The organism is Rathayibacter sp. PhB152, assembly GCF_003751395.1.
Classification (GTDB): domain Bacteria; phylum Actinomycetota; class Actinomycetes; order Actinomycetales; family Microbacteriaceae; genus Rathayibacter; species Rathayibacter festucae.
The window spans coordinates 149,032-172,250 of sequence record NZ_RJUT01000005.1 but is presented as its reverse complement, the minus strand read 5'-3'; the positions used below and the strand labels follow the sequence as shown (position 1 = coordinate 172,250).

Genomic DNA, 23,219 nt, shown 5'->3' with positions numbered 1-23,219 from the left:
GTCACCGTTCCCGGGACGCACCCCGGAGGCAACGGCGCCCAGCCCTCGCGCATTCCGCCTCCCGGCGTTCTCCCACCCGCGGTGCGCGGGCCGGCCGGGCGTCGCGCGACAGCACTCCACGCCAGACGGCTCCTCGGCGAGCCGGTCGACCTACGGTTGCGCCGTTCTCTGCACCAGATCAACGAGGAGTCGTGCAATGAAACGATCGACCGCTCTCTGTCTCGCCGCGGCGCTGGTCGTCGTGGGTGGAGCAGCCGTTCCCACTGTGATGAACGCTCTCGAGCGCTCCGAGTTCCAGACTTCGGTGGAAGCTCACATCTACACGGCGAATGCGAAGTGCCAGCTCGTCCGCATCATGCCCAACGAGACGATCGGCTACATCGAGGGCTACGGCGAGGGGAACACCGAGGCGTCCGCGAGGTCGAGCGCTTCAAAGGATGTGGACAGTCTCGTGCCGGAAGGACACTACAAACGGCACTGCTCGTACTCAGGAATCGGCCGCCGTGGTGGCGGAGGTCGATTCTGATCGCCGTTGCAGACACTGAGAACGACGACTCCCGCGACTGACCACTCGATCACGCATCGTCGACCGGCCTGGCTCTGAAGACTCCGGACCCCGGTGCGCACTGCCCACCTCTCCGCTCTCCCCTCTCGGACAGCCCTCGCTCGGGTGACACCCGGGCTGTCTACACTCGGGAGGCGAACGACGAGGGAGTGCGCGATGCCGAACGATTCATCCCCGACGAGGGCCGTGGCCCGCCGGGGCGCCCGCCGATCGCCGATCGCAGCGCTCCTCGCCCTGCTCGCCGCCGCCGCGCTCGCGCTCGTCCCTGCCGCCGGCGCCGCGGCCGAGCCGCCCGCGACGCTCGGCTCCTCCGTCGTCCTCGACTCGGCCGGAGTCCTCAGCTCCGCGGAGATCAGCGACATCGAGGCCGCCTCCGCCCAGCTCTACCAGGAGCACAGCGTCCAGCTCTTCGTCGCCTACGTCGACACCTTCACCGGCACCACCGGCGACGAGCGCTGGTCGGACGCGACCGCCGAGCTCAACGGACTCGGCACGAACGACGTCCTCCTCGCCGTCGCGGTCGAGTCCCGGCAGTACCAGGTGTCCGTCGACAACGGCTTCGCCCTCGACGCCGGCCAGGTCTCCGCGCTGGAGACCGACGACATCGAGCCGCAGCTCGTCGACGGCGACTGGGCCGGCGCCGCTGTCGCCGCCGCCCAGGGCATCGGCACCCGCCTCGACGCCCCGAGCGCGGGCCAGGCGCTCGGCTCCGGTCTCCTGGTCGTCCTCGCCGTGCTGGCAGCACTGGTCGTCGTCGGAGTGATCGTCTGGCTCCTCGTCCGCCGCGCGCGCCGCCGGAAGGCCGCCGAGGCCGTGGAGGCGTCGATCGACGAGCTCGCCACCCGCGCCGGCTCCGCCCTCGTGCACGCCGATGACGCCGTGCGCACCAGCGAGCAGGAGGTCGGCTTCGCGGAGGCGCAGTTCGGCTCGGACGCGACCGGCCCCTTCCGCGAGGCACTCACGACCGCGAAGCGGCTTCTCGGCGAGGCCTTCGCCCTCCAGCAGCGGCTCGACGACGCGGAGCCGGACACCGACCAGGAGCGCCGCGACGGCTACCAGCGCATCCTGCAGCTCTGCGCCGACGCCGAGCAGGTGCTCGACGAGAAGGCGGAGGCGTTCGAGGAGCTCCGCGCCCTCGAGAAGAACGCTCCGGAGGTGGCCGCCCGCCTGACCATGCGCACCGCGGAGGTCCGGGCCCGCCTCTCCCCCACCCGGGCCCTGCTCGCCGACCTCTCCACCCGCTACGCCCCCACGGCGATCGACGATGTGGAGGACGACGCCGACCAGGCCGAGGACCGCCTCCGCTTCACCGACGACCAGGTCGCCGAGGCGCAGACGGCCCTCGCCGCCGGCAACTCGGGCCGCGCGGCCGTGCTCCTGCGCGCCGGCCAGCAGTCGGCCGAGCAGGCCTCGGGCCTCCTCGACGCCGTCGCCACCCGCTCCACCGATCTGCAGGAGGCCGAGCGCACCCTCGCTGGGCGGGTCGCCGAGATCCGCGCCGACGTCGCCCAGGGCCGCACGATCGTCGCCGCGGGCGACTCCGCCGACGCCGCGAGCGCACCCCTCGTCGCGAACGTGCAGTCCGCGGTCGCCACGACGGAGGCAGCCCTCGACGCCGTGGAGCGGGACGCCGCCGCGAGCCCGCGCAACCCGCTCGCGCTGCTGGAGCGTCTGACGGCGGCAGACGCCACCATCGACGCCGCGGTCGGCGGCTACCGCGACGCCCAGGCACAGCGCGAGCGCCAGCGGGCCGCTCTCGCCGCCGAGATCGGCGCCGCCCGCAGCCGGGTGTCCGCCGCGGAGGACTTCATCGCCGCCCGGCGCGGGGCGGTCGGCTCGCAGGCGCGCACCCGCGTCGCCGAGGCCGCGCGCTCGGCGGAGTACGCGGCGCAGATCGCGGCCACCGACCCGGCCGAGGCGCTCGCCTCCGCGCAGCGCGCCTCCGCCCTCGCGCAGCAGGCGCTCCAGGCCGCCCGCTCCGACGCGAGCGCCTACTCCGCCCCCGGCCTCGGCGGCGGCTACGGCGGCAACACCACCGGCGCCTTCCTCGGCGGCATCCTCGTCGAGTCGCTCCTCGGCGGCGGCGGCCGGCGCTCCGGCTACCGCTCCGGCGGCTTCGGCGGCTTCGGGGGCGGTGGCGGCTTCGGCGGCGGCTCCCGTCGCTCCTCCGGCGGCGGCTTCGGCGGTGGTGGCGGCGGCGGCGGCCGTCGCGGCGGCGGCGGACGCTTCTGACCCGCTCCGGACCACCCGCTCGATCCGACGACCCCTCTCACACACCCCGGGCCCGCATCCGCTCGGCCCCCGCCCGCAAGCACCTCACCCAAGGAGAGACAGCATGGCCCAGAAACAGTCGATCTTCGGCCGCATCGCGCAGCTCGCGAAGGCCAACATCAACGCGCTCCTCGATCAGGCCGAGGACCCGCAGAAGATGCTCGATCAGATGGTCCGCGACTACACCGACAGCATCCGCGACGCCGAGGCCGCCATCGCGCAGACCATCGGCAATCTGCGCCTGCTCGAGGACGACTACCGCGAGGACGTCCAGAACGCCGACGAGTGGGGCGGCAAGGCGCTCGCCGCGAGCCGCAAGGCCGACGAGCTCCGCACCTCCGGCAACGCCGGCGACGCCGACAAGTTCGACGCGCTCGCCAAGGTCGCCCTCACCCGCCAGATCCAGTCCGAGAAGGAGGCGAAGGACGCCGAGCCGACCATCGCCTCGCAGACCGAGGTCGTCGACAAGCTCAAGTCGGGCCTCAACCAGATGCGCGAGAAGCTCAACCAGCTCTCGTCCAAGCGCGACGAGCTGATCGCCCGCTCCAAGACCGTCGAGGCGCAGTCGCAGGTCCAGGACGCGATCAAGAGCATCGACATCATGGACCCGACCAGCGAGGTGAGCCGCTTCGAGCAGAAGATCCGCCGCGAGGAGGCCCGCGTGCGCGGCGCCGAGGAGCTCGCGTCCTCGAGCCTCGACGCGCAGTTCGAGTCGCTCGAGGACCTCGGCGAGATGACCGAGGTCGAGGCGCGCCTGGCCGCCCTCAAGTCGGGCCGTCCGCAGGACTCGATCGGCTCCTGACGAGCGGAGTTCTCCGGGTCGACGAACGCCTGGTCGGCCCGGAGTTCTCCTCATCGCATGCCCCCTCCGGCATGCCTCTCGAAGACTGGCAATCGCCCTGATGCGGGGCCGCGCGGCACCCCATAGTGTTGACCTCGGTCGCCCCGGAACCCGGTTGGCCGCAGCCTCGTCCGGCCCCTACCGACGCGGTGAACACCATGAGCGGACCCGGACCTCCCGGGGATCGCTCACCGAGCGGCCGTCGACGAGGACGGCCACCCCGAACGAGCGAGGCGCCGATGAGCACCCCCACCGCACTGACCGACGGAAACGTCCCCACCGCCCCCCGGGTCGAGAGCTCCCCCCGGGTCCAGGCCTCCCCCCGTGTGATCCGCACCCGCCCCCGCGGCGAGGGCAACACCAACCCGACGACCGAGTACTCCGGTCTGCTGAGCACCGTGCGCGACGCCGGGCTCCTCCGCCGCCGCCGCGGCTTCTACTACATCCTCTTCTCCGTGCTGACGCTCGCCCTCGGCGGCATCGTCACCGGCTTCGTCCTGCTGGGCGACTCCTGGTTCCAGCTGCTGCTCGCCGCCGCGCTGGGCATCGTCCTCACCCAGTTCGCCTTCCTCGCGCACGAGGCCTCGCACCGCCAGGTGTTCGAGTCCGGCAAGGCCAACGACGTCGCCGGCCGCACGCTCGCGAACCTCGTCGTCGGCATCAGCTACTCCTGGTGGATGAACAAGCACAGCCGCCACCACGCCAACCCGAACGTGCTCGGCAAGGACCCGGACATCGTCCGCGACGTCGTGTCGTTCACTCCGGAGGACGCGGCCCGCTCGCGCGGCGCCTACGCCTGGCTCACCCGCCGTCAGGGCTACGCCTTCTTCCCGCTGCTGCTGCTCGAGGGCATCAACCTGCACCTGCACGGCTTCCGCACCGTGTTCGGCAAGGGCAAGGTCGACAAGCGCTGGGTCGAGATCTCGATGCTCGTCGCCCGCGTCGGCCTGTACCTCGCCGTCGTCTTCTGGGCGCTTCCGCTCGGCATGGCCTTCGCCTTCGTCGGCGTGCAGATGGCCGTCTTCGGCCTCTACATGGGCGCCTCGTTCGCCCCGAACCACAAGGGCATGCCGATCCTGCCCAAGGAGGCGCGCGTCGACTTCCTGCGCCGCCAGGTCCTCACCTCGCGCAGCATCCGCGGCAACTGGTTCAACGACTACTTCATGGGCGGCCTGAACTACCAGGTCGAGCACCACCTCTTCCCGAACATGCCCCGCCCCGCCCTGCGCGAGGCCCAGGTCATCGCCAAGGAGTACTGCGCGACGCACCAGATCCCCTACACCGAGACCTCGCTGCTCGAGTCGTACGGCATCGTCGTCCGCTACCTCAACCGCGTGGGCCTCTCGGCCGGCGGCGATCCGTTCGACTGCCCCGCCGCGGGCGCCTACGGGCGCTGAGCCGCCGCTCCGCACCGCACGAACGGCGAAGGCCCTCCCCTCCGAGAAGGAGGAGGAGGGCCTTCACCGTTCCGCTCGTCAGTTCGCGGAGCAGAGGATGAGCGTGCTCGACACGTTCGCCGCGGTCTTCGAGCCGGTCCCGCTGTAGCCGGAGGGCAGCGTCGAGACGGCGTTCAGCTGGAAGGCGACGCTGATCGAGAGCGTCGTGCGGAGGGCGATGGTCGCTCCCGCTGCCAGCGGGGCGGTCAGCGTGATCTGACGGGACGTGTTGCTCAGCACGTTCACGGTGGCCGTGCCTCCCGAGACCGAGAAGACGCCGATGTTGGCGACCCCGGAGCCGGTGATGATGACGGTCGTGCCGGTCGGCAGCGGCTCCGTGGGGCCCGCCTGCAGCAGGAAGCCGGGACCGATCAGGCCGAGGGTGCCGCAGGTGCCGCGGAGCGCGTAGGCGCCGAGATCGACGATCGACGCCGCAGCGGACGGGGTGGCGACGGCGACGGCGACGACCGGCACGGTCCACGCGGCGGCGGCGGTGACGGAGCGGCGGGTGACCAGGCGGTCGGAATCGGGGCGGGGCGAGGAGTCGTGGGTCACGGTGTGGCCTTCCGGTCGAGGTGCGCGGGCTTCGGCGCCACACCGGCGACGGTGACGGGTGGTCCGGCTAGATGCTCGCGAGAGGCGCAGGCCGGCGCCAGCGCCCGGAGCCTGTCCCCCGTCAGTGGGACGGCGTTCGATGGCAGCCGCTTCCGGGCGAGACGCAAGGGGCTTCCGGGCGCGGAGGAGGCGTCCTAGCGTTGCCCTATGAGCAGCTCCGAGAACGACATCGAGACCACCCCCGTCGACCCCGAGGAGACCACCGGCAGCGCCGGCACCGGGAACCCCGCCGGACTCGACGAGGTGGGCAGCCCGTCCCCCGATGGACCCGACGGCGTCGGCGCCGCGGGCGAGGAGCAGAACCCGCCCCTGCCCGACTGGGGACCCACCGACGGCGTCCACGGCACCGACGCGGAGACCGCCGACGGCACCGACGCGTCGGGCACCGCCGGTCACTGACCGTCCCTCCGCAGGGCCCTCGCACCTCCCCTCCGGCACCGCGCCGGCCGGGAAGCGCGGGGGCCCTGCGCCGTCCCTCCGTGTTCGCCGGAACGTCGCCGGAGGCCCCCGCCGGCGGCCCTACACTGGCGCAATGCAGCCGAACGAACGCGCTCTCCGCGTGATCTCCTACAACCTCCGGGAGCACCGGGCGCACGGCGAGATCGCCCCTCTCGCCGCCCGGCACGACGTCGACGTCCTCTGCCTCCAGGAGTGCGACACCACGAAGCTCCCCCAGGAGCTCGGCGATCTGCGGCTCGCCTCGGTGACCGCGCGCAACCGCCTCGGGCTCGCCGTCTACTACTCGCACGCCCGCTTCGAGCTCCTCGGCAGCGCCGCGTTCGAGCTCAGCAAGTCGATGCACGACCGGGTGATGTCCCCCGCTCACGAGCGCCTGCTCGCCGTCCGGCTCGAGGACCGGGAGGGCGGATCGATCGCCGTCTCGTCCTTCCACGCGGCCCCGCTCTCGGCCGGCAACGCACTGCGCCGGAAGCAGATCGGCGAGGCGCTCGACCGCCTCCGCGACTACGCCCCGGACACCCCGTCGCTGATGGTCGGCGACTACAACTACCCCTGGTTCTTCCGCGGACTCGACCGCAAGATGACGCGGAACGGCTACCTCGTGTCGCGCAGTGATTCCCCGACCTACGCGCGCTACCGCTACTTCAGCGGGCACTTCGACTTCGCGATCAGCGACTCGGTGCGGATCGAGCGGGTCTCGACCCTGCCGCAGGGCGTCTCCGACCACCTCCCGGTGCTGGTGGACGCGCACTACGACGTGCGCGCCGCATGACCGGTCAGGCTCCCAGGGGCCGCCTCGGTAGGCTCGTCGAGTGACGACCCTGATCCTCGCCCGGCACGGAGAGACCGTCTGGCACGCCGAGAACCGCTACGCGGGCTCCTCCGACATCGCGCTGACCCCGCTCGGCCAGGACCAGGCGGCGACGCTCGCCTCCTGGGCCGTCGACGCCGAGCTCGACGCGGTGTACTCCTCCACCCTCGTCCGCGCCGTGCGCACGGCCGTGCCCGCCGCCCGGGCCGCCCACCTCGAGGTCCAGCTCGACCCGGCCCTCGTCGAGGTCGACTTCGGCCAGGGCGAGGGGCTGACGAACGCCGAGATGGAGAAGCGCTTCCCCGACGAGTACCGCGCCTGGGTCGCCGCGCCCGCGATCCAGCCGATGCCCGGCGGCGAGTCCGGCCTCGACGCCGTCGCCCGCGCCAACACGGCGCTCGCCCGCATCCACCGCGACCACCCGGACGGCCGCGTGCTCGTCGTCGCGCACGGCACCCTCATCCGGCTGCTGCTCTGCGCCTACCTCGGCATCAATCCCGAGACCTACCGGCACACCTTCCCCTCGGTCGACAACGTCTCGCTGACGACCCTGCTCTGGGACGAGACCGGCGTCGGCCTGCTCGGCTACAACGTCCCTCCCGTGCAGAAGCAGCGGCGCTCGAGCTGAACGCCGTCCCGCCCGCCCGGGCGAGCGCGGGATCGATCGGACTCGTGCTCGGCTCGATCGCGAGCGTGCAGCTGGGCGCGTCCTTCGCCGTCCTGCTCTTCCCCGCCGCCGGGCCGATCGGCACGGTGACCCTGCGCCTGGTCTTCTCCGCGCTGGTGCTGCTCGTCGTCTGCCGGCCGCGGATCCGCGGCTACTCGCGCTCGGACTGGGCCACCGTCGGCGCCTACGGCCTCGCGCTCGGCGGGATGAACGCCTGCTACTACGAGGCGATCGCCCGGATCCCGCAGGGCGCGGCGGTGACGCTCGAGGTGCTCGGTCCGCTGGTGCTGTCGGTGATCGCCGGGCGGAGCCTCGTCAGCCTGCTCTGGGCGGCCCTCGCCCTCGGCGGCGTGGTCGTGCTCTCGCAGGGCGGCTTCTCCTCGCTCGATCCCGTCGGCGTCGCCTTCGCGCTCGGCGCGGCGGCGCTCTGGGCCACCTACATCGTCTTCGCCGGGCGCACCGGCGGGCGCTTCCCGCGACTCGACGGCCTCGCGCTCGCGCTGACCGCCGGCGCGATCGTGTCGCTGCCGTTCGGCATCGCCACCGCCGGGCCCGCGCTCGTGCTGCCGCCGGTGCTGCTGCTCGGACTCGCGGTCGCCGTGCTGTCGTCCGCACTGCCCTACGCGCTGGAGCTGCTGGCGCTGCGGCGCCTGCGCTCGTCGACCTTCTCGATCCTGATGGCGCTGGCGCCCGGCGCCGCCGCGCTCTCGGGGTTCCTGGTGCTGGGCCAGCGGCTGACCGCGATCGAGGCGGTCGGCATCGCCCTCGTCGTCGCGGCGAGCGTCGGCGCGGTGCGCACCGCCCGTCGGACCTGACCCGCCCGTCCCGCTGCCGTCGCGGAACGACGGGAGGCGGAGGCCAGGCCGGGGCGCGGGAGCCGCCCTTTCGGGTCGGGCGGCCGATCGGACCAGGTCACCGTACGCGTCGTGTCCCCGGCCTGGTCTGCCTCCGACCGTACTGAGCGCCGCCGGTCCCGCCAAGCTGTCGCGAACGGTGTGGCCACAACGGGGGGGGATCGGCGGACCGGGGTCTCGATACGCCGCTGCGCGGCTACTCGACCAGCATGCTCCTCATCGGCTGCCCGCACTCATGCCGGTCAATCTCGGCTGCCCAGACTCATGCTGGTCGAGTAGCCCCGCAGGCGCGTATCGAGACCCACCGTCACCAGCAGGTCGGGTCTGCAGTCCCGCGTTCTGACAGTGGTGGATCTCGATACGCCCGCTGCGCGGACTACTCGATCAGCATGGGGGCGCCCGCTGCGCGGTCTACTCGATCAGCGTGCAGCGGGCCAACTCTTTTGTTAGGCTAACTATGTGACTCCTGCCGACACCGATCTCCCCGCCCTCGCCGGCGAGACGCGCATCGCCGTGGGCCGGCTCGGCCGCCGCCTGCGTCAGGAGAAGGCGGAGCACGAGCTGAGCGACGCGCAGTTCGGCGTCCTCGCCCTGCTGCACCGCGAAGGACCGCGCACGCTCGGCGAGCTCGCCGAGGCGGAGCGCGTCCGTCCGCCCTCGATGACACGCACCGTGGGCTGCCTCGCCGACGACGGACTCGTCGAGCGCCTCTCCGATCCGGCCGACGGCCGCGTCACTCGCATCCGCGCGACCGCGCGCGGCTCCGAGCTGGTCCTCGACGTCCGGCGCAGCCGCGACGCCTGGCTCATCGCCCGCCTCCGCGAGCTCGATCCCGCCCAGCAGCGGCTGCTGCACGACGCCGCCGCGCTGCTGCGCGAGGTGGCGGACCGATGAGCGCGATGTTCCGCTCGCTCGCGGTGCCGAACTACCGCATCTGGTTCGCCGGTGCGATGGTCTCCAATATCGGCACCTGGATGCAGCGCACCGCCCAGGACTGGATCGTCATCAACGATCTGACCGACCACGACGCGACCGCGCTCGGCGTGACGATGGCGCTGCAGTTCGGCCCGCAGCTGCTGATGGTCCCCTTCTCCGGCTTCATCGCCGACCGCTTCGACCGCCGGAAGCTCCTGATGGCGACGCAGGCCGCGATGGCCGTCCTCGGCCTCGCGCTCGGCCTGATCGTCGTGACCGGGATCGTCCAGCTCTGGATGGTCTACGTCTTCGCGCTGCTCCTGGGCTTCGCCGCCGCGATCGACGCTCCGGTGCGCCAGACCTTCGTCTCCGCGCTGGTCGAGGAGCGCGACCTCTCCAACGCGGTGTCGCTGAACTCGGCCTCCTTCAACTCCGCGCGGATGATCGGCCCGGCCCTCGCGGGCGTGCTGATCGCGGCGGTCGGCTCCGGCTGGGTCTTCCTCCTCAACGCGGCGAGCTTCATCGCGGTGCTGGTCTCGCTGCGCTTCCTGCACCGGGAGCAGCTGCGCTCCGCCCCGCGCGCGACCCGCGGCCCGGGCGCGCTGCTCGAGGGCTTCCGCTACGTCTCGCGGCGGCCGGACATCCTGGTCGTGCTCTCGATCGTCTTCCTGATCGGCACCTTCGGCCTCAACTTCCCGATCTTCGCGTCGACGATGGCGACGGTCGAGTTCGACATGGGCGCGAGCGAGTTCGGCCTGCTCTCCTCCGCCATCGCCGTCGGCTCGGTTGTCGGCGCCCTGCTGTCGGCTCGGCGCGACCGCCCCCGGCTGCGCCTGATCGTCGGCGCCGCGGCGGCCTTCGGCGTCGCGCTGGCCCTCGCCGGCCTGATGCCGACCGTCTGGGCCTTCGCGATCCTGCTGCCCTTCGTCGGCATCGCCGCGCAGACGCTGATGACCTCCGCGAACGGCTACGTCCAGCTCTCGACCACGCCGGAGATGCGCGGCCGGGTGATGGCGCTCTACATGGCGATCTTCATGGGCGGCACCCCGATCGGCGCCCCGCTGATCGGCTGGGTCGCCAACGCCTACGGCCCGCGCTGGGCGATGCTCGTCGGCGCCGCCTCCGGAGCCCTCGCCGCCGGCGTCGGCCTCGGCTGGTACCTGCGCACCCGCCGCCGCGCCCGCGCCGGCGAGCCCGCCGCCCAGGAGGAGGTCGCCCTCGTGACGACCCCCGCCCTCACGCCTCGCGCGTGATCTCCACCCGGACGAACAGCTTCGAGGCGTGCTACTCGGCTCGCGACGAGGGCCTCCCTCGTCCCGAGGCGCGTTCCGCTGCGTCTCGCATCCGCTGATACTGCTCGGGCGGGACCGACTCCAGGATCCGGCGCACACCGTCTCGTCCCGCGAGCGGCCTCACGGCAGCGAAGACGGCAGCACCGTGCAGGTCCTCGTGAGCACGGTGCTGCAGATGGAGCTTCGATTCCCCGGTGAACGCGCGCCTGAGGGTCGGCGACAGGGTCAGCGGGACCCAGGCGTTCCGTTCGACCTCGGTCACCAGGAGCTGGCGCTCGATCCCGCGAGTCACCGCCGCGGCGACCCAGTCGGCGAACTGGACGTTCGCGCTGAGCGCGCTGTCGACGTGCATGGGGGGCTCCACGATCCGCCTCATCTCGGGGTGCTCGCCCGCTCGTCCGAGGATGTGTCCGTACATGAGCGGCAATCGCTTCGCGCGGTCCTTCTCGTTGATCTGGTCGATCATGACGAGGAGCTGCTGATCTCTGCGATCGGAGTAGGTGCAGAGCCGGTTGAGGGCCTCCCGCATGGCCCTGGTCTCGCGATCGTCCTTGTCGAGATGCGTCTGCTTCGGCGTCCCGATCGGCTTCTCGTCGGCGTAGAAGAACAAGGCCCCACCGAACCTCTCGCAGAGGTGACGGACCAGGCCGTTGAAGACTCGGATCTGCTCCGGATGGTGCTGGGCGGTGAAGGAGTGGAAGATCTCCGAGCCCTTCTTCTCCCACCGCCCCGGATGCTCCGCGCGCGCGATGTCCGGAGCGAAGACGGTCCGCTTCTCGCGATCGAAGAGCTGTCCGAAGCGGCGCGCGGCACCGTCCGGCACGATGAAGCCGGCATACCCGAACGCAGGACTGGTCCTGAACCGAGGGTCCGTCTTCGAGACGAACGCACCGGTCTCGCCGATCTCATCGATGTAGGCCAGCAGCATCCGACGAGTATCCGCCAACGCAGAAACCCACGCGCAAGGCGTGGGTTTCTCGAATTGGCGCTCTGAGGAACTCTTTCATCCCCCGCTACCGGTGATCACGCTAGCACCCGCGTTTCGCGCATCGCCATCGGGGCGCATCGCCGCCCTCGCAGCCCATCCGTACTGGCGCGGAACACAGCCTCCGAGCACCCCGCCCTCACGCCTCGCGCGTGATCTCCACCCGGACGAACAGCTTCGAGGAGTGCGGACCGGCGTAGACGCCGCGGAGAGGCGCGATGTCGTTGTAGTCGCGGCCGCGGCCGACGATCACGTGGCGGTCGCCGATGTCGATGAGGTTGGTGGGGTCGTAGCCGCGCCAGGCGCCGCCGCAGAACCACTCGACCCAGGCGTGCGACTCGCCGACGACGGTCTCACCGATCGCCGCGTTCGGCTTGGGGTGCAGATAGCCGGAGACGTAGCGCGCCGGGATGCCCGTCGAGCGCAGCGCGCCCAGGACGATGTGGGTGATGTCCTGGCAGACGCCCTCGCGGGCGGTCCACGACTCGGTCGCCGTCGAGTGCACGCCGGTGACGCCCTGGCGGTAGGTCATCTCGCGGCCGATCGTCTCGGCGATCGACAGGGCCGCGTCGCACGGGCCCTCCGCCGCATCGGCCAGCCGGCGGGCGAGCTCGACCAGGTCCTCGGGCGGCGCCGTGCGGTTGGTCTGCTTGAGCTGCTCGACGTACTCGGTCAGCGTCTGGACCTGATCGTCCAGCTGCTCCCAGCCCACGGGGTGGTCGGGGTGCGCCTTGGGCCGGATCTCGACGAGCGAGGTCGCGGTCAGCGAGAGCTCCTGGTGCGGGTCGAGCACGTCGAACGACGAGACCCGGGTGCCCCAGTAGTCGGTGTAGGTGTGCGCGGAGGTGACCGGGCGGATGACCAGGTTCGAGGAGAGCACGAGCTGCCCGTCCGAGGACGCCGGGAGCATCCTCGCCTCGTTGTAGGAGGCGACGACGTCGCCCCGGTAGGTGAACCCTGTCGTGTGCGTGATGCGCAGCCTGCTCACAGCGCCTCCCCGATCCAGCTCGGCATGACGTTGGTGGGGAAGTAGCGCTGGCGGATCGCCTCGGAGGCCGATGAGGTCGCCTCCTGCACGCTGTCCATGTGCCGCGGCAGGTCCTCGAGGATCTCGGCGATCGGCCGGTACTCCAGCTCGCTGCGGATCTGGCCGAGCACCCGCTGGGCGTCGCCGGTGTGCCCGACGCGGCCGGTGCGCGGCTCGATGTCGCGCATGCACATCTCGGCACGCGAGACCGAGAAGAGGATCGAGCGCGGGAAGAGGCGGTCGAGCAGGAGGAACTCCGCCGCGTTGCGCGCACTCGGCACGCCGCGGTAGGTGCGGAGGTACGCCTCGTAGGCGCCGCAGGAGCGCAGGATCGTGGTCCAGGACGGGCCGCTCGCCTCGGTCAGCGACCGGGTCGCCAGCAGCCGGGCCGTCATGTCGGCACGCTCGATCGAGCGGCCGAGGGTGAAGAACTGCCAGGCCTCGTCGCGCGAGGTGGCCGACTCGATGATGCCCACGGCGAGCGCCGAGCGCTCGCGCACCCAGCCGAAGAACTCCGACACCCGCTCCCCCGTCACGCGGCGGGGCATCCGGGTGCGCGTGGTGTTCAGGCACTCCCACAGCTCGGTCGAGACGATCTCGCGGGCACGGCGGGCGTTCTCGCGGGCGGCGCCGAGCGAGTAGGCGATCGAGGCGGGGTTCGTGCGGTCGATCGCGAGGATGGTCAGCACGTCGGCGCGGGTGACCTCCTTCATGTCGTCCGGAGCGGTCGATCCCATCACCGACAGCAGCGAGCGGCAGGCGGTGTCCTCGTCGATCCACGGGTCCTCCAGCAGGAGCTGCAGGTGGACGTCGAGGATGCGTGCGGTGCCGTCGGACCGCTCGATGTAGCGGCCGATCCAGAACAGCGACTCGGCGATCCGGGAGAGCATCAGGCGTCCTCCCCTGCGGCGAGCGTCTGCTGCTGCTGCTGGTCCTGGTCGTGGTTGGCCGCGTCCTGCGGCGACTGGTCGGGCGTGTGGTTCAGCGGATAGACGATCGGGATCGAGCTGGTCACCGCGGCCTGGTCCTCGACGAGTCCGGAGATGTCGTGGGCGTCCGGCTCGGTGGTCTGCTGGCCCTCGAGGCCGACCACCCAGGTGTCCTTCGAGCCGCCGCCCTGCGACGAGTTGACGACCAGCTGGCCCTCGGGCAGCGCCACGCGGGTGAGACCGCCGGGCAGGACCCAGATGTCCTTGCCGTCGTTGACCGCGAAGGGGCGCAGGTCCGCGTGCCGGGGCCGCATGCCGTCGTCCACCAGCGTCGGGATCGTCGAGAGCTGCACCACCGGCTGCGCGATCCAGCCGCGCGGATCGGCCTGGAGCCGCGAGCGGAGCTCGGCCAACTCCTTCGCCGAGGCGGCCGGCCCGACCACGAGGCCCTTGCCGCCGGAGCCGTCGACCGGCTTCACGACGAGCTCGTCGAGGCGGTCAAGCACCTCCTCGAGCGCGCCCGGATCCTCCAGGCGCCAGGTGTCGACGTTCTTGATCACCGGCTCCTCCGAGAGGTAGTAGCGGATCAGGTCGGGGAGGTAGGTGTAGACGAGCTTGTCGTCGGCGACGCCGTTGCCGACCGCGTTCGCGATCGTGACGTTGCCGAGACGCGCGGCGAGCATCAGACCGGGCGAGCCGAGCATCGAGTCGGCGCGGAACTGCAGCGGGTCGAGGAACTCGTCGTCGACTCGGCGGTAGATCACGTCGACGCGGGTGGGCCCGGAGGTCGTGCGCATGAACACCTTGCCGCCGGTGCAGAAGAGGTCGCGGCCCTCGACCAGCTCGACGCCCATCAGCCGAGCGAGCAGGGTGTGCTCGAAGTAGGCCGAGTTGTAGACGCCCGGCGTGAGCACGACGACGGTGGGGTCGTCGACGCCCTCGGGAGCGGAGGCGCGCAGGGCCTGGAGCAGGCGGTTGGGGTAGTCGCCGACCGGGCGCACCCGCATCGACACGAACAGCTCGGGCAGCGTCTGCGCCATCACCCGGCGGTTCGAGATGACGTAGGAGACACCGGAGGGCACGCGGACGTTGTCCTCGAGTACCCGCCAGTCGCCGACCTCGTCGCGGATCAGGTCGATGCCGGACACCTGGATCCGCACGCCGTTGGCCGGCTCGATCCCGGCGGCCTGGCGATGGAAGTGGCTGGAGCTGGAGAGCAGGGCGGCGGGGATCACGCCGTCCTTCACCGCGTTCTGCGGGCCGTAGACGTCGGCGAGGAAGGCCTCGAGCGCGCGGACGCGCTGCTTGATGCCGCTCTGCACCTCGTTCCACTCGGCGCTCTCGATCACGCGCGGGACGGCGTCGAGCGGGAAGGGCCGCTCCTCGCCCGCGAAGTCGAAGGTCACGCCCTGCGCGAGGTAGGAGGAGGCGAGCGCATCGGTGCGACCGCGCAGCTCCTCCTGCGTCATCCGCGCGAGCGAGGAGTAGATGTCGCGGTAGGAGTCGCGGACGCCGGCGGGGCCGCTCGTCGCCGCGACATCGGCGAACATCTCGTCCCAGGGTGAGGCGCCCGTGCGGGGCCGCTCGACCTTCTGGGACCCGTATCCGTCGAAGAGGTCACCCATGGCACGACTCTAGTGCGGGGCAGATTGCGGGGATGTTTCGGGCGGCCGGAGGGCGAGGAGGCCGCCCGTCACTCGATCGTGAGCGCGCGGGAGATCCGGTCGGCGTCGAAGGCGCGGGCCATCCTCCGCCGCTCCCCGACGGGGAGGCCGAGCTCGATCGCGACGGCCTCCCACTCCCGCACCTGCTCCGCGGTCTCCCGCACGATCCGCGCGGCGTCGGGGCGGGTGAGCCGATAGGCGTCGGCCGTCACCAGGAGCTCACCGAGGTCGCGGTGGCGGGGGTCGTCGCGGTCGCTGATCGCCCGCGAGTGCACGACTCCGGTGCTCGTGCTCGCGTTCACGTCGAAGAGCGGGGCGAGACGCCAGCCTCCGTCCTGCCGGAGGAAGCCGTGGTTGCGCCAGTGGTCGTCGACGTTGTTCACGAGGACCGTCAGAGCGATCCGGGTGAACATCTCCCGCAGGTCCGTGCGCGGATCGGCGCTGAGGTCCGCCAGCACGTCCGAGAACTGCTCGTACGAGTAGCGGCCGAGATCGTTCGCGCCGATCTCCAGGGCGGAGGCGGCGGAGAGGTAGGCGCGACGACCGCCCGCGGCGGTGCGGTCGAACCGGTCGAGCAGCAGCACGCTCTTCTCCGCCGAGGCGCGCAGCAACGTCCACGCGGGAGTCCGGAGGCCGATCCGCTCGGCCAGGACGAGCACCACCGCCTCCCAGCGCTCGACGTCGAGCCCCTCGTCCCTCGAGTGCGGGAGCTTCGCGAGAGCGAGGCGGCCGTCGGCGCGGAGGACGTTGGCCTTGGGGCGAGCTCCTCCGGGCGACGTCGCGATCCCGGAGAGGTAGGCGACGTCCTCCTCGGAGGCGTCGTCCGCCTCGTAGCGCGCCGCCACGCGGAGGATCCGCTCGATCTCGTGGACGTTCGCCACCCCGGCGTCCGAGGAGGACCACTCCTCCGCACCGGGTGGCCGGAAGCGGAGCGCGCCCATCCGGGCGGCGTCCGAGACGCCCAGCAGGTGGTCCCACGAGCCTTGCAGCGCGGGGGCACTCGGATCCCGTTTCCGGCGAGCGGCCCGGTTCGCCTCGATCAGACGGCGACCCCATTCGTCCGGCGAGGCGTCCTCGAACGCACCGGGGAGCGAGTGCGACTCGGGCGTCCAGATCCTGCCGCTGACGAGGGGCAGATCGGGCGAGATCGCGAAGGCGCCGGGCGAGGACAGGTAGTCGGAGTCGTACTGGAAGGACGACGAGGCGAGGACGCGCCCCGCGAACGACGGGTGGAGGGTGCCGACCCGCACGAGTCCCCGCGATTCGTCGTCGAGGTGGACCTCGACGGGCCCGGCGGTCACAGGGAGCCGCCGGCGCCGAGGATCGCGTCGATGCGGGCCCGTGCCGTCTCGCTGCGGTAGGGGTCGGTCGCCTGGACGAGGGAGTCCGCGATGCCGAGCGCCCCGAGGACCGCGACGACCGAGTCGAGGCGGGCCGAGCCGTCTCCGGCTTCGAGGCGGCGCAGCGTCTCGCGGGTGACGCCCGCCCGCTCGGCGAGCGAGGACGCGGTCATCCCGTTCACCGCTCGCCAGCGCCGGATGTTGGCGCCGATCTCGGCCAGCTGGAGGGAGCGGCGAGGCGATCGTCGTGCGACCATGCGAAGACTCCTGAACTCTGTAAGTGACAGACTACCGCGGAATGGCAGGTTCAGCGTTCAGTGCGCTTCCTCCGCTCCTCCGGCCGAATCCGCGGGAATATCCCCAGCCGCACGTGGTTGGATGAGGATGTACATGCAAATGCATGGATTAGGTCTCGCCAGCACGGGGCCACGGAGAGAAGGAGCGCCCGATGCAGTTCGGCATCTTCACGGTCAGCGACATCACCACCGACCCCACGACCGGCCGCACCCCGACCGAGTCCGAGAAGATCGCGGCCACCGTCGCGATCGCCCAGAAGGCGGAGGAGATCGGCCTCGACGTCTTCGCGCTCGGCGAGCACCACAACCCGCCGTTCTGGTCCTCCTCCCCCACGACGACCCTCGCCTACATCGCCGCGAAGACCGAGCGGCTCCAGCTCAGCACCGCGATGGCGCTGATCACCACGAACGACCCGGTGAAGCTCGCCGAGGACTACGCGATGCTCCAGCACCTCGCCGGCGGCCGCGTCGACCTGATGCTCGGCCGCGGCAACACCGGCCCGGTCTACCCGTGGTTCGGCAAGGACATCCGCCGCGGCATCGAGCTCACCATCGAGAACTACGACCTGCTGCACCGCCTCTGGACGGAGGAGTTCGTCGACTGGGAGGGCCAGTTCCGCACGCCCCTCCAGGGCTTCCAGTCGACCCCGCGCCCGCTCGACGGCGTCGCCCCGTTCGTCTGGCACGGCTCCATCCGCTCGCCGCAGATCGCCGAGCAGGCCGCGTACTACGGCGACGGCTTCTTCGCGAACCACATCTTCTGGCCCGCCTCGCACACCGCGAAGATGGTGCAGCTCTACCGCCAGCGCTTCGAGCACTACGGCCACGGCAGCGCCGACCAGGCGATCGTCGGACTCGGCGGCCAGATCTTCCTGGCGAAGAACTCGCAGGACGCGGTCTCGCAGTTCCGCCCCTACTTCGACAACGCCCCGGTCTACGGCCACGGCCCCTCGCTCGAGGACTTCACCGAGCAGACCCCGCTCACCGTCGGCTCGCCGCAGGAGATCATCGACCGCACCCTCGGCTTCCGCGAGTACGTCGGCGACTACCAGCGCCAGCTGTTCCTGATGGACCACGCGGGCCTGCCGCTGAAGACCGTCCTCGAGCAGATGGACATGCTCGGCGAGATCCTGCCCGCCCTGCGCGCCGGCTTCGCCGAGGGCCGCCCGGCGCACGTGCCGGACGCGCCCACCCACTCCTCGCTCGTCGCCGCCCGCGCCGAGCAGCCCGTCCCCGTCAGCGCCTAGGAGGCCCCGCCCATGGACACCCGCAGGATCACCGTCCTCTCGGCCGGTCTCAGCACGCCGTCCTCCACCCGCCTGCTCGCCGACCGCCTCGCCGACGCCGCGGAGGCCTCGCTCACCGAGCAGGGCTTCGCCGTCGAGCGCAGCGTCGTCGAGCTGCGCGACCTCGCGCACGACGTCACGAACAACCTGCTGACCGGCTTCGCGAGCCCCGCTCTGCAGACCGCGCTCGACGCGGTGGCCGGCGCGGACGGCCTGATCGCCGTGACGCCGATCTTCACCACCAGCTACAGCGGACTGTTCAAGTCGTTCGTCGACGTGCTCGACACCGAGGCGCTGCGCGGGCTGCCCGTGCTGCTCGCCGCGACCGGCGGCTCGCCCCGCCACTCGCTCGCGGTCGACTACGCGATGCGCCCACTCTTCAGCTACCTGCACGCCGCTCCCCTGTCGACGACGGTCTTCGCCGCGACCGAGGACTGGGGCGGGGCCACCGAGGACGGGCGGGCGCTGCCCTCCCGGATCGAGCGGGCCGGGCGCGAGCTGGCGACGGAGGCGGCGCGCACCTCCCGCGCTCCCGCGGACCCGTGGGCGCTGGACGGCTCGTTCGAGGGGATGCTCGGCCGCCGGCCCTGAGCGGCACCTCTCTCACAGGAACGCGGATCCGTCCAGTAGCGGCGCCCGCAGGAGCCCGCAGCTAGCCTCCCCTCGGAGGGCCCGTCGGTGGCCCCCGTGGGGAGGCCATGATGGCTCTGGACAGGATGTCGCGCGGCAGGAGCGCCTTCGATCGGGTGACGCTGGATCGGCGCCGGTTCCTCGGCGCCCTCGGCGTCGCCGCCTCGGTCCCCGTGCTGGCGGGCTGCGGCTTCGCCCCGGCCCGGCCGGCGGCGAGCGCGGACAGCGGCACCCTCACCTTCACCACCTGGGGCACCGACGCCGAGCTGGCCGGCTTCCAGCGGGCGATCGACCGCTTCCAGGAGGCGAACCCCGGCTCGACCGTGGCGCTGAACTCGGTGCCGTACGAGCAGATGTTCACCAACATCGACGCGCAGCTGCAGGCGGGCAACCCGCCGGACGTCTTCCGCGTGCCATACTACACCTTCGGCAGCTACGCCGGTCGCGACCAGCTGCTCGACCTCACCCCGCACCTCGAGGCGGACGTGGCCGAGCGCTTCACCGACCCGGCCTGGGCCGCGGTGCAGAGCGGCGGCACCCCGTTCGGCGTGCCGCACCACACGGACACCTCGCTGATCCTCTACAACACCGAGGCGCTCGCCACCGCGGGCATCTCCGACTTCCCGGCCTCGCCGGACGAGGCGTGGACGTGGGAGGAGTTCACCGAGGTCGGCCGGAAACTGCGCGCCTCGCTCCCCGCCGAGCGCTACCCCTTCGCCTACAACTGGCAGGGCAACGGCGTCACCCGCTGGCTGAGCCTGCTCTTCCAGGCCGACGGCCGCTTCCTCACCGAGGACCTCTCCGCGCCGGCCATCGACTCGGACGCCGGCCGCGCGGCGATCGACTTCAGCCGCAGCTTCTTCACCGACGGCCTCGTGCCGCCGAGCAGCTCGATCCAGGCGACGACCTACGCGAGCGACCTCTGGTACTCGCAGACCACCGCGATGACCTTCGGCGGCGCGTTCCTCATCCCCGACGCGGAGTCGACCCTCGACTTCGAGTGGGGCGCCACCTACTCCCCGCGGAACGTCCGCGGCGGCGGCGACTTCGGCGGCAACGCCCTCGTCGCGACCAAGGCGACCACGAACCCCGAGCTCGCGGCGGCGTTCCTCGCCTTCGTGACCGAGGAGGAGTCGATGCGCGACTTCTGCGCCGGCGCCTCGCTGCTGCCCACCCGCCGCGACCTGACCGAGTCGGGCATCGAGTTCGAGGTGCGCCCCGAGCTCGCCGAGGTCTTCCTCGGGCAGGCGGGCACCGTGCAGGCCGAGGACGCGGCGCAGGTCGCCTCGCCGGACATGGCCGCGATCATCGCGGTGCTGAAGGACCAGCTGGAGCAGGCGTTCGTCGGCGGTCAGAGCACCGAGGACACGATCGCGAAGCTCACCTCCGGCATCGCCACCGCCGTGCAGTGAGCGTCGCCACACCGTGACCCGCACCCTCCCCGCCCCCGAGGAGGTGACGGCGCGACCGCGCCGCCCCTCCCGGGCGCCCGCCGCCCGCGAGACGGTGGCTGCCTACGGGTTCCTCGCGCCGAACCTGCTGATGCTGGCGCTGTTCGTCTTCGTGCCGCTGGTCGGTGCGTTCCTGCTCAGCTTCCAGCGCACCAACGGCTTCGGCGACGGCGTCTTCATCGGCCTGGACAACTACGCCCGGCTGCTCAGCGACCCGCTCTTCTGGCGCTCGACCCTCAACACTGCGCTGTTCACGCTGATCGTCACGCCGCTCTCGATGGCGCTCGGCCTGGGCGCCGCGGTGCTGCTGAACTCGGTGCTGCCGGCCCGGCCCGTGTTCCGCTCGATCCTGATCCTGCCGATGGCCGTCTCGGGCGTCGCGACGGCGCTGATGGGCGTGCTGATCTTCGACGAGAACAGCGGCGTGCTCGACGGGCTGCTGCAGACCATCGGCCTGCCGCGCATCGCCTGGCAGTCGGGCGGCGCGGCGGCCTTCGCCTCCGTGATCCTCGTCACGCTCTGGTGGCGGACCGGCTTCAACATGCTGATCTACCTGGCCGGGCTGCAGGGCGTGAACCCGGCGCTCTACGAGGCGGCGCGGCTGGACGGCGCGAACGGCTGGCAGCAGTTCCGGCACGTGACGGTGCCGCTGGTCGGGCCGTCGACGTTCTTCCTGCTCATCCTCAACGTCATCTACTCGTTCCAGGTCTTCGACATCGTCTTCGTCCTCACCGGCGGCGGGCCGCAGAACTCCACGTCGGTGCTGGTGACCTACGCCTACGACACCGGCTTCGTCACGCGCGATCAGGGCTACGCGGCGGCGATCGGCATCGTCCTGCTGATCCTGACGATGATCTTCACCGCCGTGCAGTGGCGCACGAACCGCTCGAGGGACCTCGTCGAATGAACCGCGTCTCCCGCTCGACGACCGCACTCCGGCTCGTCCTGGCGATCCTCGTCTCCCTCGTCATCCTCTTCCCGCTCTACTGGATGCTCGTCGTCGCGTTCTCCTCGCGCGCCGAGCTGCTCGGCGGCACGCTGCGGCTGTGGCCGCGTGAGTTCACGCTGGCCAACTTCGAGCGCGTCTTCGACTCGTTCCCGGTCGCGACCTGGTTCGGCAACTCGCTCGCGATCAGCCTCACCACCGCGCTGATCACCGTGGCGATCAACCTGCTCGGCGGCTACGCCTTCGCGCAGCTGCGCTTCCGCGGCTCCGGCGTGCTCTTCCTGCTGGCCCTGTCGACGCTGACGCTCCCCGTGCAGGTGATCATGGTGTCGCTCTTCCGGCTCGTCACCGATCTCGGCCTCTACGGCAGCTACTGGGCGGTGATCCTGCCGACGGCGGCCTCGGCCTTCGGGCTCTTCCTGGCGCGGCAGTTCATCCTCGCGATCCCGCGCGACCTGATCGAGGCGGCCCGGATCGACGGGGCCGGTCACTTCCGCGTCTTCACCCGGATCGTGCTCCCGCTCTCGAAGCCGCTGATCGCGGTGTTGTTCTTCATGTCGCTCCTCGGCTCCTGGAACGACTTCGCCTGGCCGCTGATCGCCCTCAAGGAGAACGCCCTCTTCACCCTCCCGATCGGGCTGCTCTACCTGCAGGGGCAGTTCGGCAGCGACTACGGCGGAACGATGGCCTTCGCGCTGGTGAACGTGCTGCCGATGGTCGTGCTGTTCCTGATCTTCCAGCGCTACTTCGTGCAGGGCTTCGCCCGCAGCGGGCTGCGCTGAGCGGTCCCGCTCGGTGCCGGATCGACTGCTTCTATCACGGCCGTATGTCAATCCCGGCTATTGCGCTCCCCGTTGTCGCGGCACCGCGGTACCGTCTACCCAGGCGCTCGTCCTGAGCGCCGCGGAGCACGTCGCTCCAGCAGAAGGCGGGGTCGTCGTGAGCACCATCGCCGCCAATGCCGCCCAGCAGCGGGTGGCCGGGCGCTACTTCCTGATCGAGCGCATCGGCTCCGGCGGGATGGGCTCGGTGTACCGGGCCCGCGACGAGACCGTGCAGCGCGAAGTGGCCGTGAAGGTCTTCCGCGCCGAGGCCTCCAACCCCGAGGACGTCGCCCGCCAGGAGCGCGAGGTGCGGATGCTCAGCTCCTTCGCGCACCCCGGGATCGTCAACCTCTTCGACGCCGGCCTGCACAACTTCGGCGGCGAGGTGCGCCGCTACGTCGTGATGGAGCTCGTCGCCGACCCGACCCTCGAGGCGCGGCTCGAGCCCGGCCCGATGGCACCGGACGAGGTCGCCGCGATCGGCACCCAGCTGGCCGAGGCGCTCGCGTACCTGCACGAGCGCGGCGTCGTGCACCGCGACGTGAAGCCCGCGAACATCCTGGTCAGCGAGGTGGCCTCCAGCGGCTACGCCCGCACCGCCAAGCTCACCGACTTCGGCGTCGCCCACTTCATGGACGGCTCGCGCCTCACCAGCGACGGCATCGTGATCGGCACCGCCAGCTTCGTCAGCCCCGAGCAGGTCGCGGGCGAGCCGATCAGCGGCGCCAGCGACGTCTTCTCGCTCGGCCTCGTGCTGCTGGAGGCGATCACCGGGCACCGCGAGTACTCCGGGACCGTCCTCGAGGCGGCCATCGCGCGCCTCAACCGCTCCCCCGTCGTCCCGGCGACGCTGCCCGCGCCCTGGCGCGCGCTGCTCACCTCGATGACCGAGCGCGACCCGGCGAAGCGGCCCACCGCCGACCAGGTCGCGCACCGGCTGCGCGCGGGCATGACCGCGTCATCCCCCTCCGGGCTGGATGCGGCGTCCGCTCCCGACGGCCGCGCCGTCCGCCTCCGCCGCGCCGTCATCATCGGCTCGAGCGTCGTCGGCGTCGGCGCCGTCGCCGCGCTCTCCTGGATGCTCGGGATGCTCGCCGGCCGCTGAGCCGCACCCC

23 protein-coding genes are annotated in these 23,219 nt (G+C 71.7%); 16 read left to right on the top strand and 7 right to left on the bottom strand.

Features of this window, described 5'->3' with window-relative positions; genetic code table 11:
- The first annotated feature begins 196 nt into the window (after positions 1 to 196).
- The 4 genes from EDF36_RS13720 (at position 197) to EDF36_RS13705 (ending at position 5,074) form a co-directional block, all read left to right on the top strand.
- On the top strand, positions 197 to 526 hold the full coding sequence (locus tag EDF36_RS13720; RefSeq protein WP_132434709.1) for a hypothetical protein: 330 nt from the start codon (positions 197 to 199) through the stop codon (positions 524 to 526).
- Between the two features lie 195 nt (positions 527 to 721).
- Entirely contained in the window at positions 722 to 2,797 is a 2,076-nt protein-coding gene (locus tag EDF36_RS13715; protein ID WP_123733458.1) for a TPM domain-containing protein, read from the top strand.
- A 103-nt stretch (positions 2,798 to 2,900) separates the two neighbouring features.
- Positions 2,901 to 3,638 carry a PspA/IM30 family protein gene (locus EDF36_RS13710; protein ID WP_123444961.1) on the top strand — a complete coding sequence of 246 codons (738 nt, stop codon included), beginning with the start codon at positions 2,901 to 2,903 and terminating at the stop codon, positions 3,636 to 3,638.
- A 278-nt stretch (positions 3,639 to 3,916) separates the two neighbouring features.
- Entirely contained in the window at positions 3,917 to 5,074 is a 1,158-nt protein-coding gene (locus EDF36_RS13705) for an acyl-CoA desaturase (RefSeq protein ID WP_123733457.1), read from the top strand.
- A 78-nt stretch (positions 5,075 to 5,152) separates the two neighbouring features.
- Here EDF36_RS13705 and EDF36_RS13700 read toward each other — a convergent pair whose 3' ends face one another.
- Positions 5,153 to 5,668, bottom strand: a complete 516-nt coding sequence (locus EDF36_RS13700) for a hypothetical protein (protein ID WP_148059079.1) — start codon at positions 5,666 to 5,668, stop codon at positions 5,153 to 5,155.
- Positions 5,669 to 5,875: 207 nt separating this feature from the next.
- Between EDF36_RS13700 and EDF36_RS13695 the strand changes: the two genes are divergently transcribed.
- The 6 genes from EDF36_RS13695 to EDF36_RS13670 all read left to right on the top strand — a co-directional run bounded on the left by EDF36_RS13695 (position 5,876) and on the right by EDF36_RS13670 (position 10,687).
- On the top strand, positions 5,876 to 6,127 hold the full coding sequence (locus tag EDF36_RS13695) for a hypothetical protein (RefSeq protein ID WP_123733456.1): 252 nt from the start codon (positions 5,876 to 5,878) through the stop codon (positions 6,125 to 6,127).
- A gap of 133 nt (positions 6,128 to 6,260) precedes the next feature.
- Positions 6,261 to 6,959, top strand: a complete 699-nt coding sequence (locus EDF36_RS13690) for an endonuclease/exonuclease/phosphatase family protein (protein WP_123444958.1) — start codon at positions 6,261 to 6,263, stop codon at positions 6,957 to 6,959.
- A 40-nt stretch (positions 6,960 to 6,999) separates the two neighbouring features.
- The gene (locus tag EDF36_RS13685) at positions 7,000 to 7,626 is read left to right on the top strand and encodes a histidine phosphatase family protein (RefSeq protein WP_123444957.1); all 627 of its coding nucleotides are present in this window, start codon (positions 7,000 to 7,002) and stop codon (positions 7,624 to 7,626) included.
- Positions 7,627 to 7,670: 44 nt separating this feature from the next.
- On the top strand, positions 7,671 to 8,480 hold the full coding sequence (locus EDF36_RS13680; RefSeq protein ID WP_243580972.1) for a DMT family transporter: 810 nt from the start codon (positions 7,671 to 7,673) through the stop codon (positions 8,478 to 8,480).
- A 498-nt stretch (positions 8,481 to 8,978) separates the two neighbouring features.
- The gene (locus EDF36_RS13675; protein WP_123733455.1) at positions 8,979 to 9,413 is read left to right on the top strand and encodes a MarR family winged helix-turn-helix transcriptional regulator; all 435 of its coding nucleotides are present in this window, start codon (positions 8,979 to 8,981) and stop codon (positions 9,411 to 9,413) included.
- Positions 9,410 to 10,687 (top strand): MFS transporter, encoded by a 1,278-nt coding sequence (locus EDF36_RS13670; protein WP_123701957.1) that lies wholly within the window; start codon positions 9,410 to 9,412, stop codon positions 10,685 to 10,687. The genes EDF36_RS13675 and EDF36_RS13670 overlap by 4 nt, the downstream gene beginning before the upstream one ends.
- Before the next feature lie 31 nt (positions 10,688 to 10,718).
- Here the strand turns inward: EDF36_RS13670 and EDF36_RS13665 are convergent, their stop codons facing one another.
- The 6 genes from EDF36_RS13665 to EDF36_RS13640 form a co-directional block, all read right to left on the bottom strand.
- Entirely contained in the window at positions 10,719 to 11,654 is a 936-nt protein-coding gene (locus tag EDF36_RS13665; RefSeq protein ID WP_123733454.1) for a DUF3800 domain-containing protein, read from the bottom strand.
- 196 nt (positions 11,655 to 11,850) lie between these two features.
- On the bottom strand, positions 11,851 to 12,699 hold the full coding sequence (locus tag EDF36_RS13660; RefSeq protein WP_123444952.1) for a transglutaminase family protein: 849 nt from the start codon (positions 12,697 to 12,699) through the stop codon (positions 11,851 to 11,853).
- Positions 12,696 to 13,628: an alpha-E domain-containing protein gene (locus tag EDF36_RS13655; protein ID WP_123444951.1), complete on the bottom strand. Its 933-nt coding sequence runs from the start codon at positions 13,626 to 13,628 to the stop codon at positions 12,696 to 12,698. The genes EDF36_RS13660 and EDF36_RS13655 overlap by 4 nt, the downstream gene beginning before the upstream one ends.
- Positions 13,628 to 15,292 (bottom strand): circularly permuted type 2 ATP-grasp protein, encoded by a 1,665-nt coding sequence (locus EDF36_RS13650; RefSeq protein WP_123701954.1) that lies wholly within the window; start codon positions 15,290 to 15,292, stop codon positions 13,628 to 13,630. The genes EDF36_RS13655 and EDF36_RS13650 overlap by 1 nt, the downstream gene beginning before the upstream one ends.
- Before the next feature lie 68 nt (positions 15,293 to 15,360).
- Complete coding sequence (locus EDF36_RS13645) at positions 15,361 to 16,632, bottom strand: type II toxin-antitoxin system HipA family toxin (protein ID WP_123733453.1); 1,272 nt, start codon at positions 16,630 to 16,632, stop codon at positions 15,361 to 15,363.
- Positions 16,629 to 16,928, bottom strand: a complete 300-nt coding sequence (locus EDF36_RS13640; RefSeq protein WP_123444948.1) for a helix-turn-helix domain-containing protein — start codon at positions 16,926 to 16,928, stop codon at positions 16,629 to 16,631. Before EDF36_RS13640 ends, EDF36_RS13645 begins: the two co-directional genes overlap by 4 nt.
- Positions 16,929 to 17,119: 191 nt before the next feature.
- Between EDF36_RS13640 and EDF36_RS13635 the strand changes: the two genes are divergently transcribed.
- The 6 genes from EDF36_RS13635 (at position 17,120) to EDF36_RS13610 (ending at position 23,209) form a co-directional block, all read left to right on the top strand.
- On the top strand, positions 17,120 to 18,214 hold the full coding sequence (locus tag EDF36_RS13635; protein ID WP_123733452.1) for an LLM class flavin-dependent oxidoreductase: 1,095 nt from the start codon (positions 17,120 to 17,122) through the stop codon (positions 18,212 to 18,214).
- A gap of 12 nt (positions 18,215 to 18,226) precedes the next feature.
- Positions 18,227 to 18,844, top strand: coding sequence for an FMN reductase (locus tag EDF36_RS13630; RefSeq protein WP_123733451.1), 618 nt, complete (start codon positions 18,227 to 18,229; stop codon positions 18,842 to 18,844).
- 110 nt (positions 18,845 to 18,954) lie between these two features.
- Entirely contained in the window at positions 18,955 to 20,295 is a 1,341-nt protein-coding gene (locus EDF36_RS13625) for an ABC transporter substrate-binding protein (RefSeq protein ID WP_260300721.1), read from the top strand.
- A 13-nt stretch (positions 20,296 to 20,308) separates the two neighbouring features.
- Positions 20,309 to 21,241, top strand: coding sequence for a carbohydrate ABC transporter permease (locus tag EDF36_RS13620; protein WP_260300720.1), 933 nt, complete (start codon positions 20,309 to 20,311; stop codon positions 21,239 to 21,241).
- Entirely contained in the window at positions 21,238 to 22,062 is an 825-nt protein-coding gene (locus tag EDF36_RS13615) for a carbohydrate ABC transporter permease (RefSeq protein WP_123733449.1), read from the top strand. Before EDF36_RS13620 ends, EDF36_RS13615 begins: the two co-directional genes overlap by 4 nt.
- Before the next feature lie 157 nt (positions 22,063 to 22,219).
- Positions 22,220 to 23,209: a serine/threonine-protein kinase gene (locus EDF36_RS13610; protein ID WP_123733448.1), complete on the top strand. Its 990-nt coding sequence runs from the start codon at positions 22,220 to 22,222 to the stop codon at positions 23,207 to 23,209.
- Positions 23,210 to 23,219: the final 10 nt, after the last annotated feature.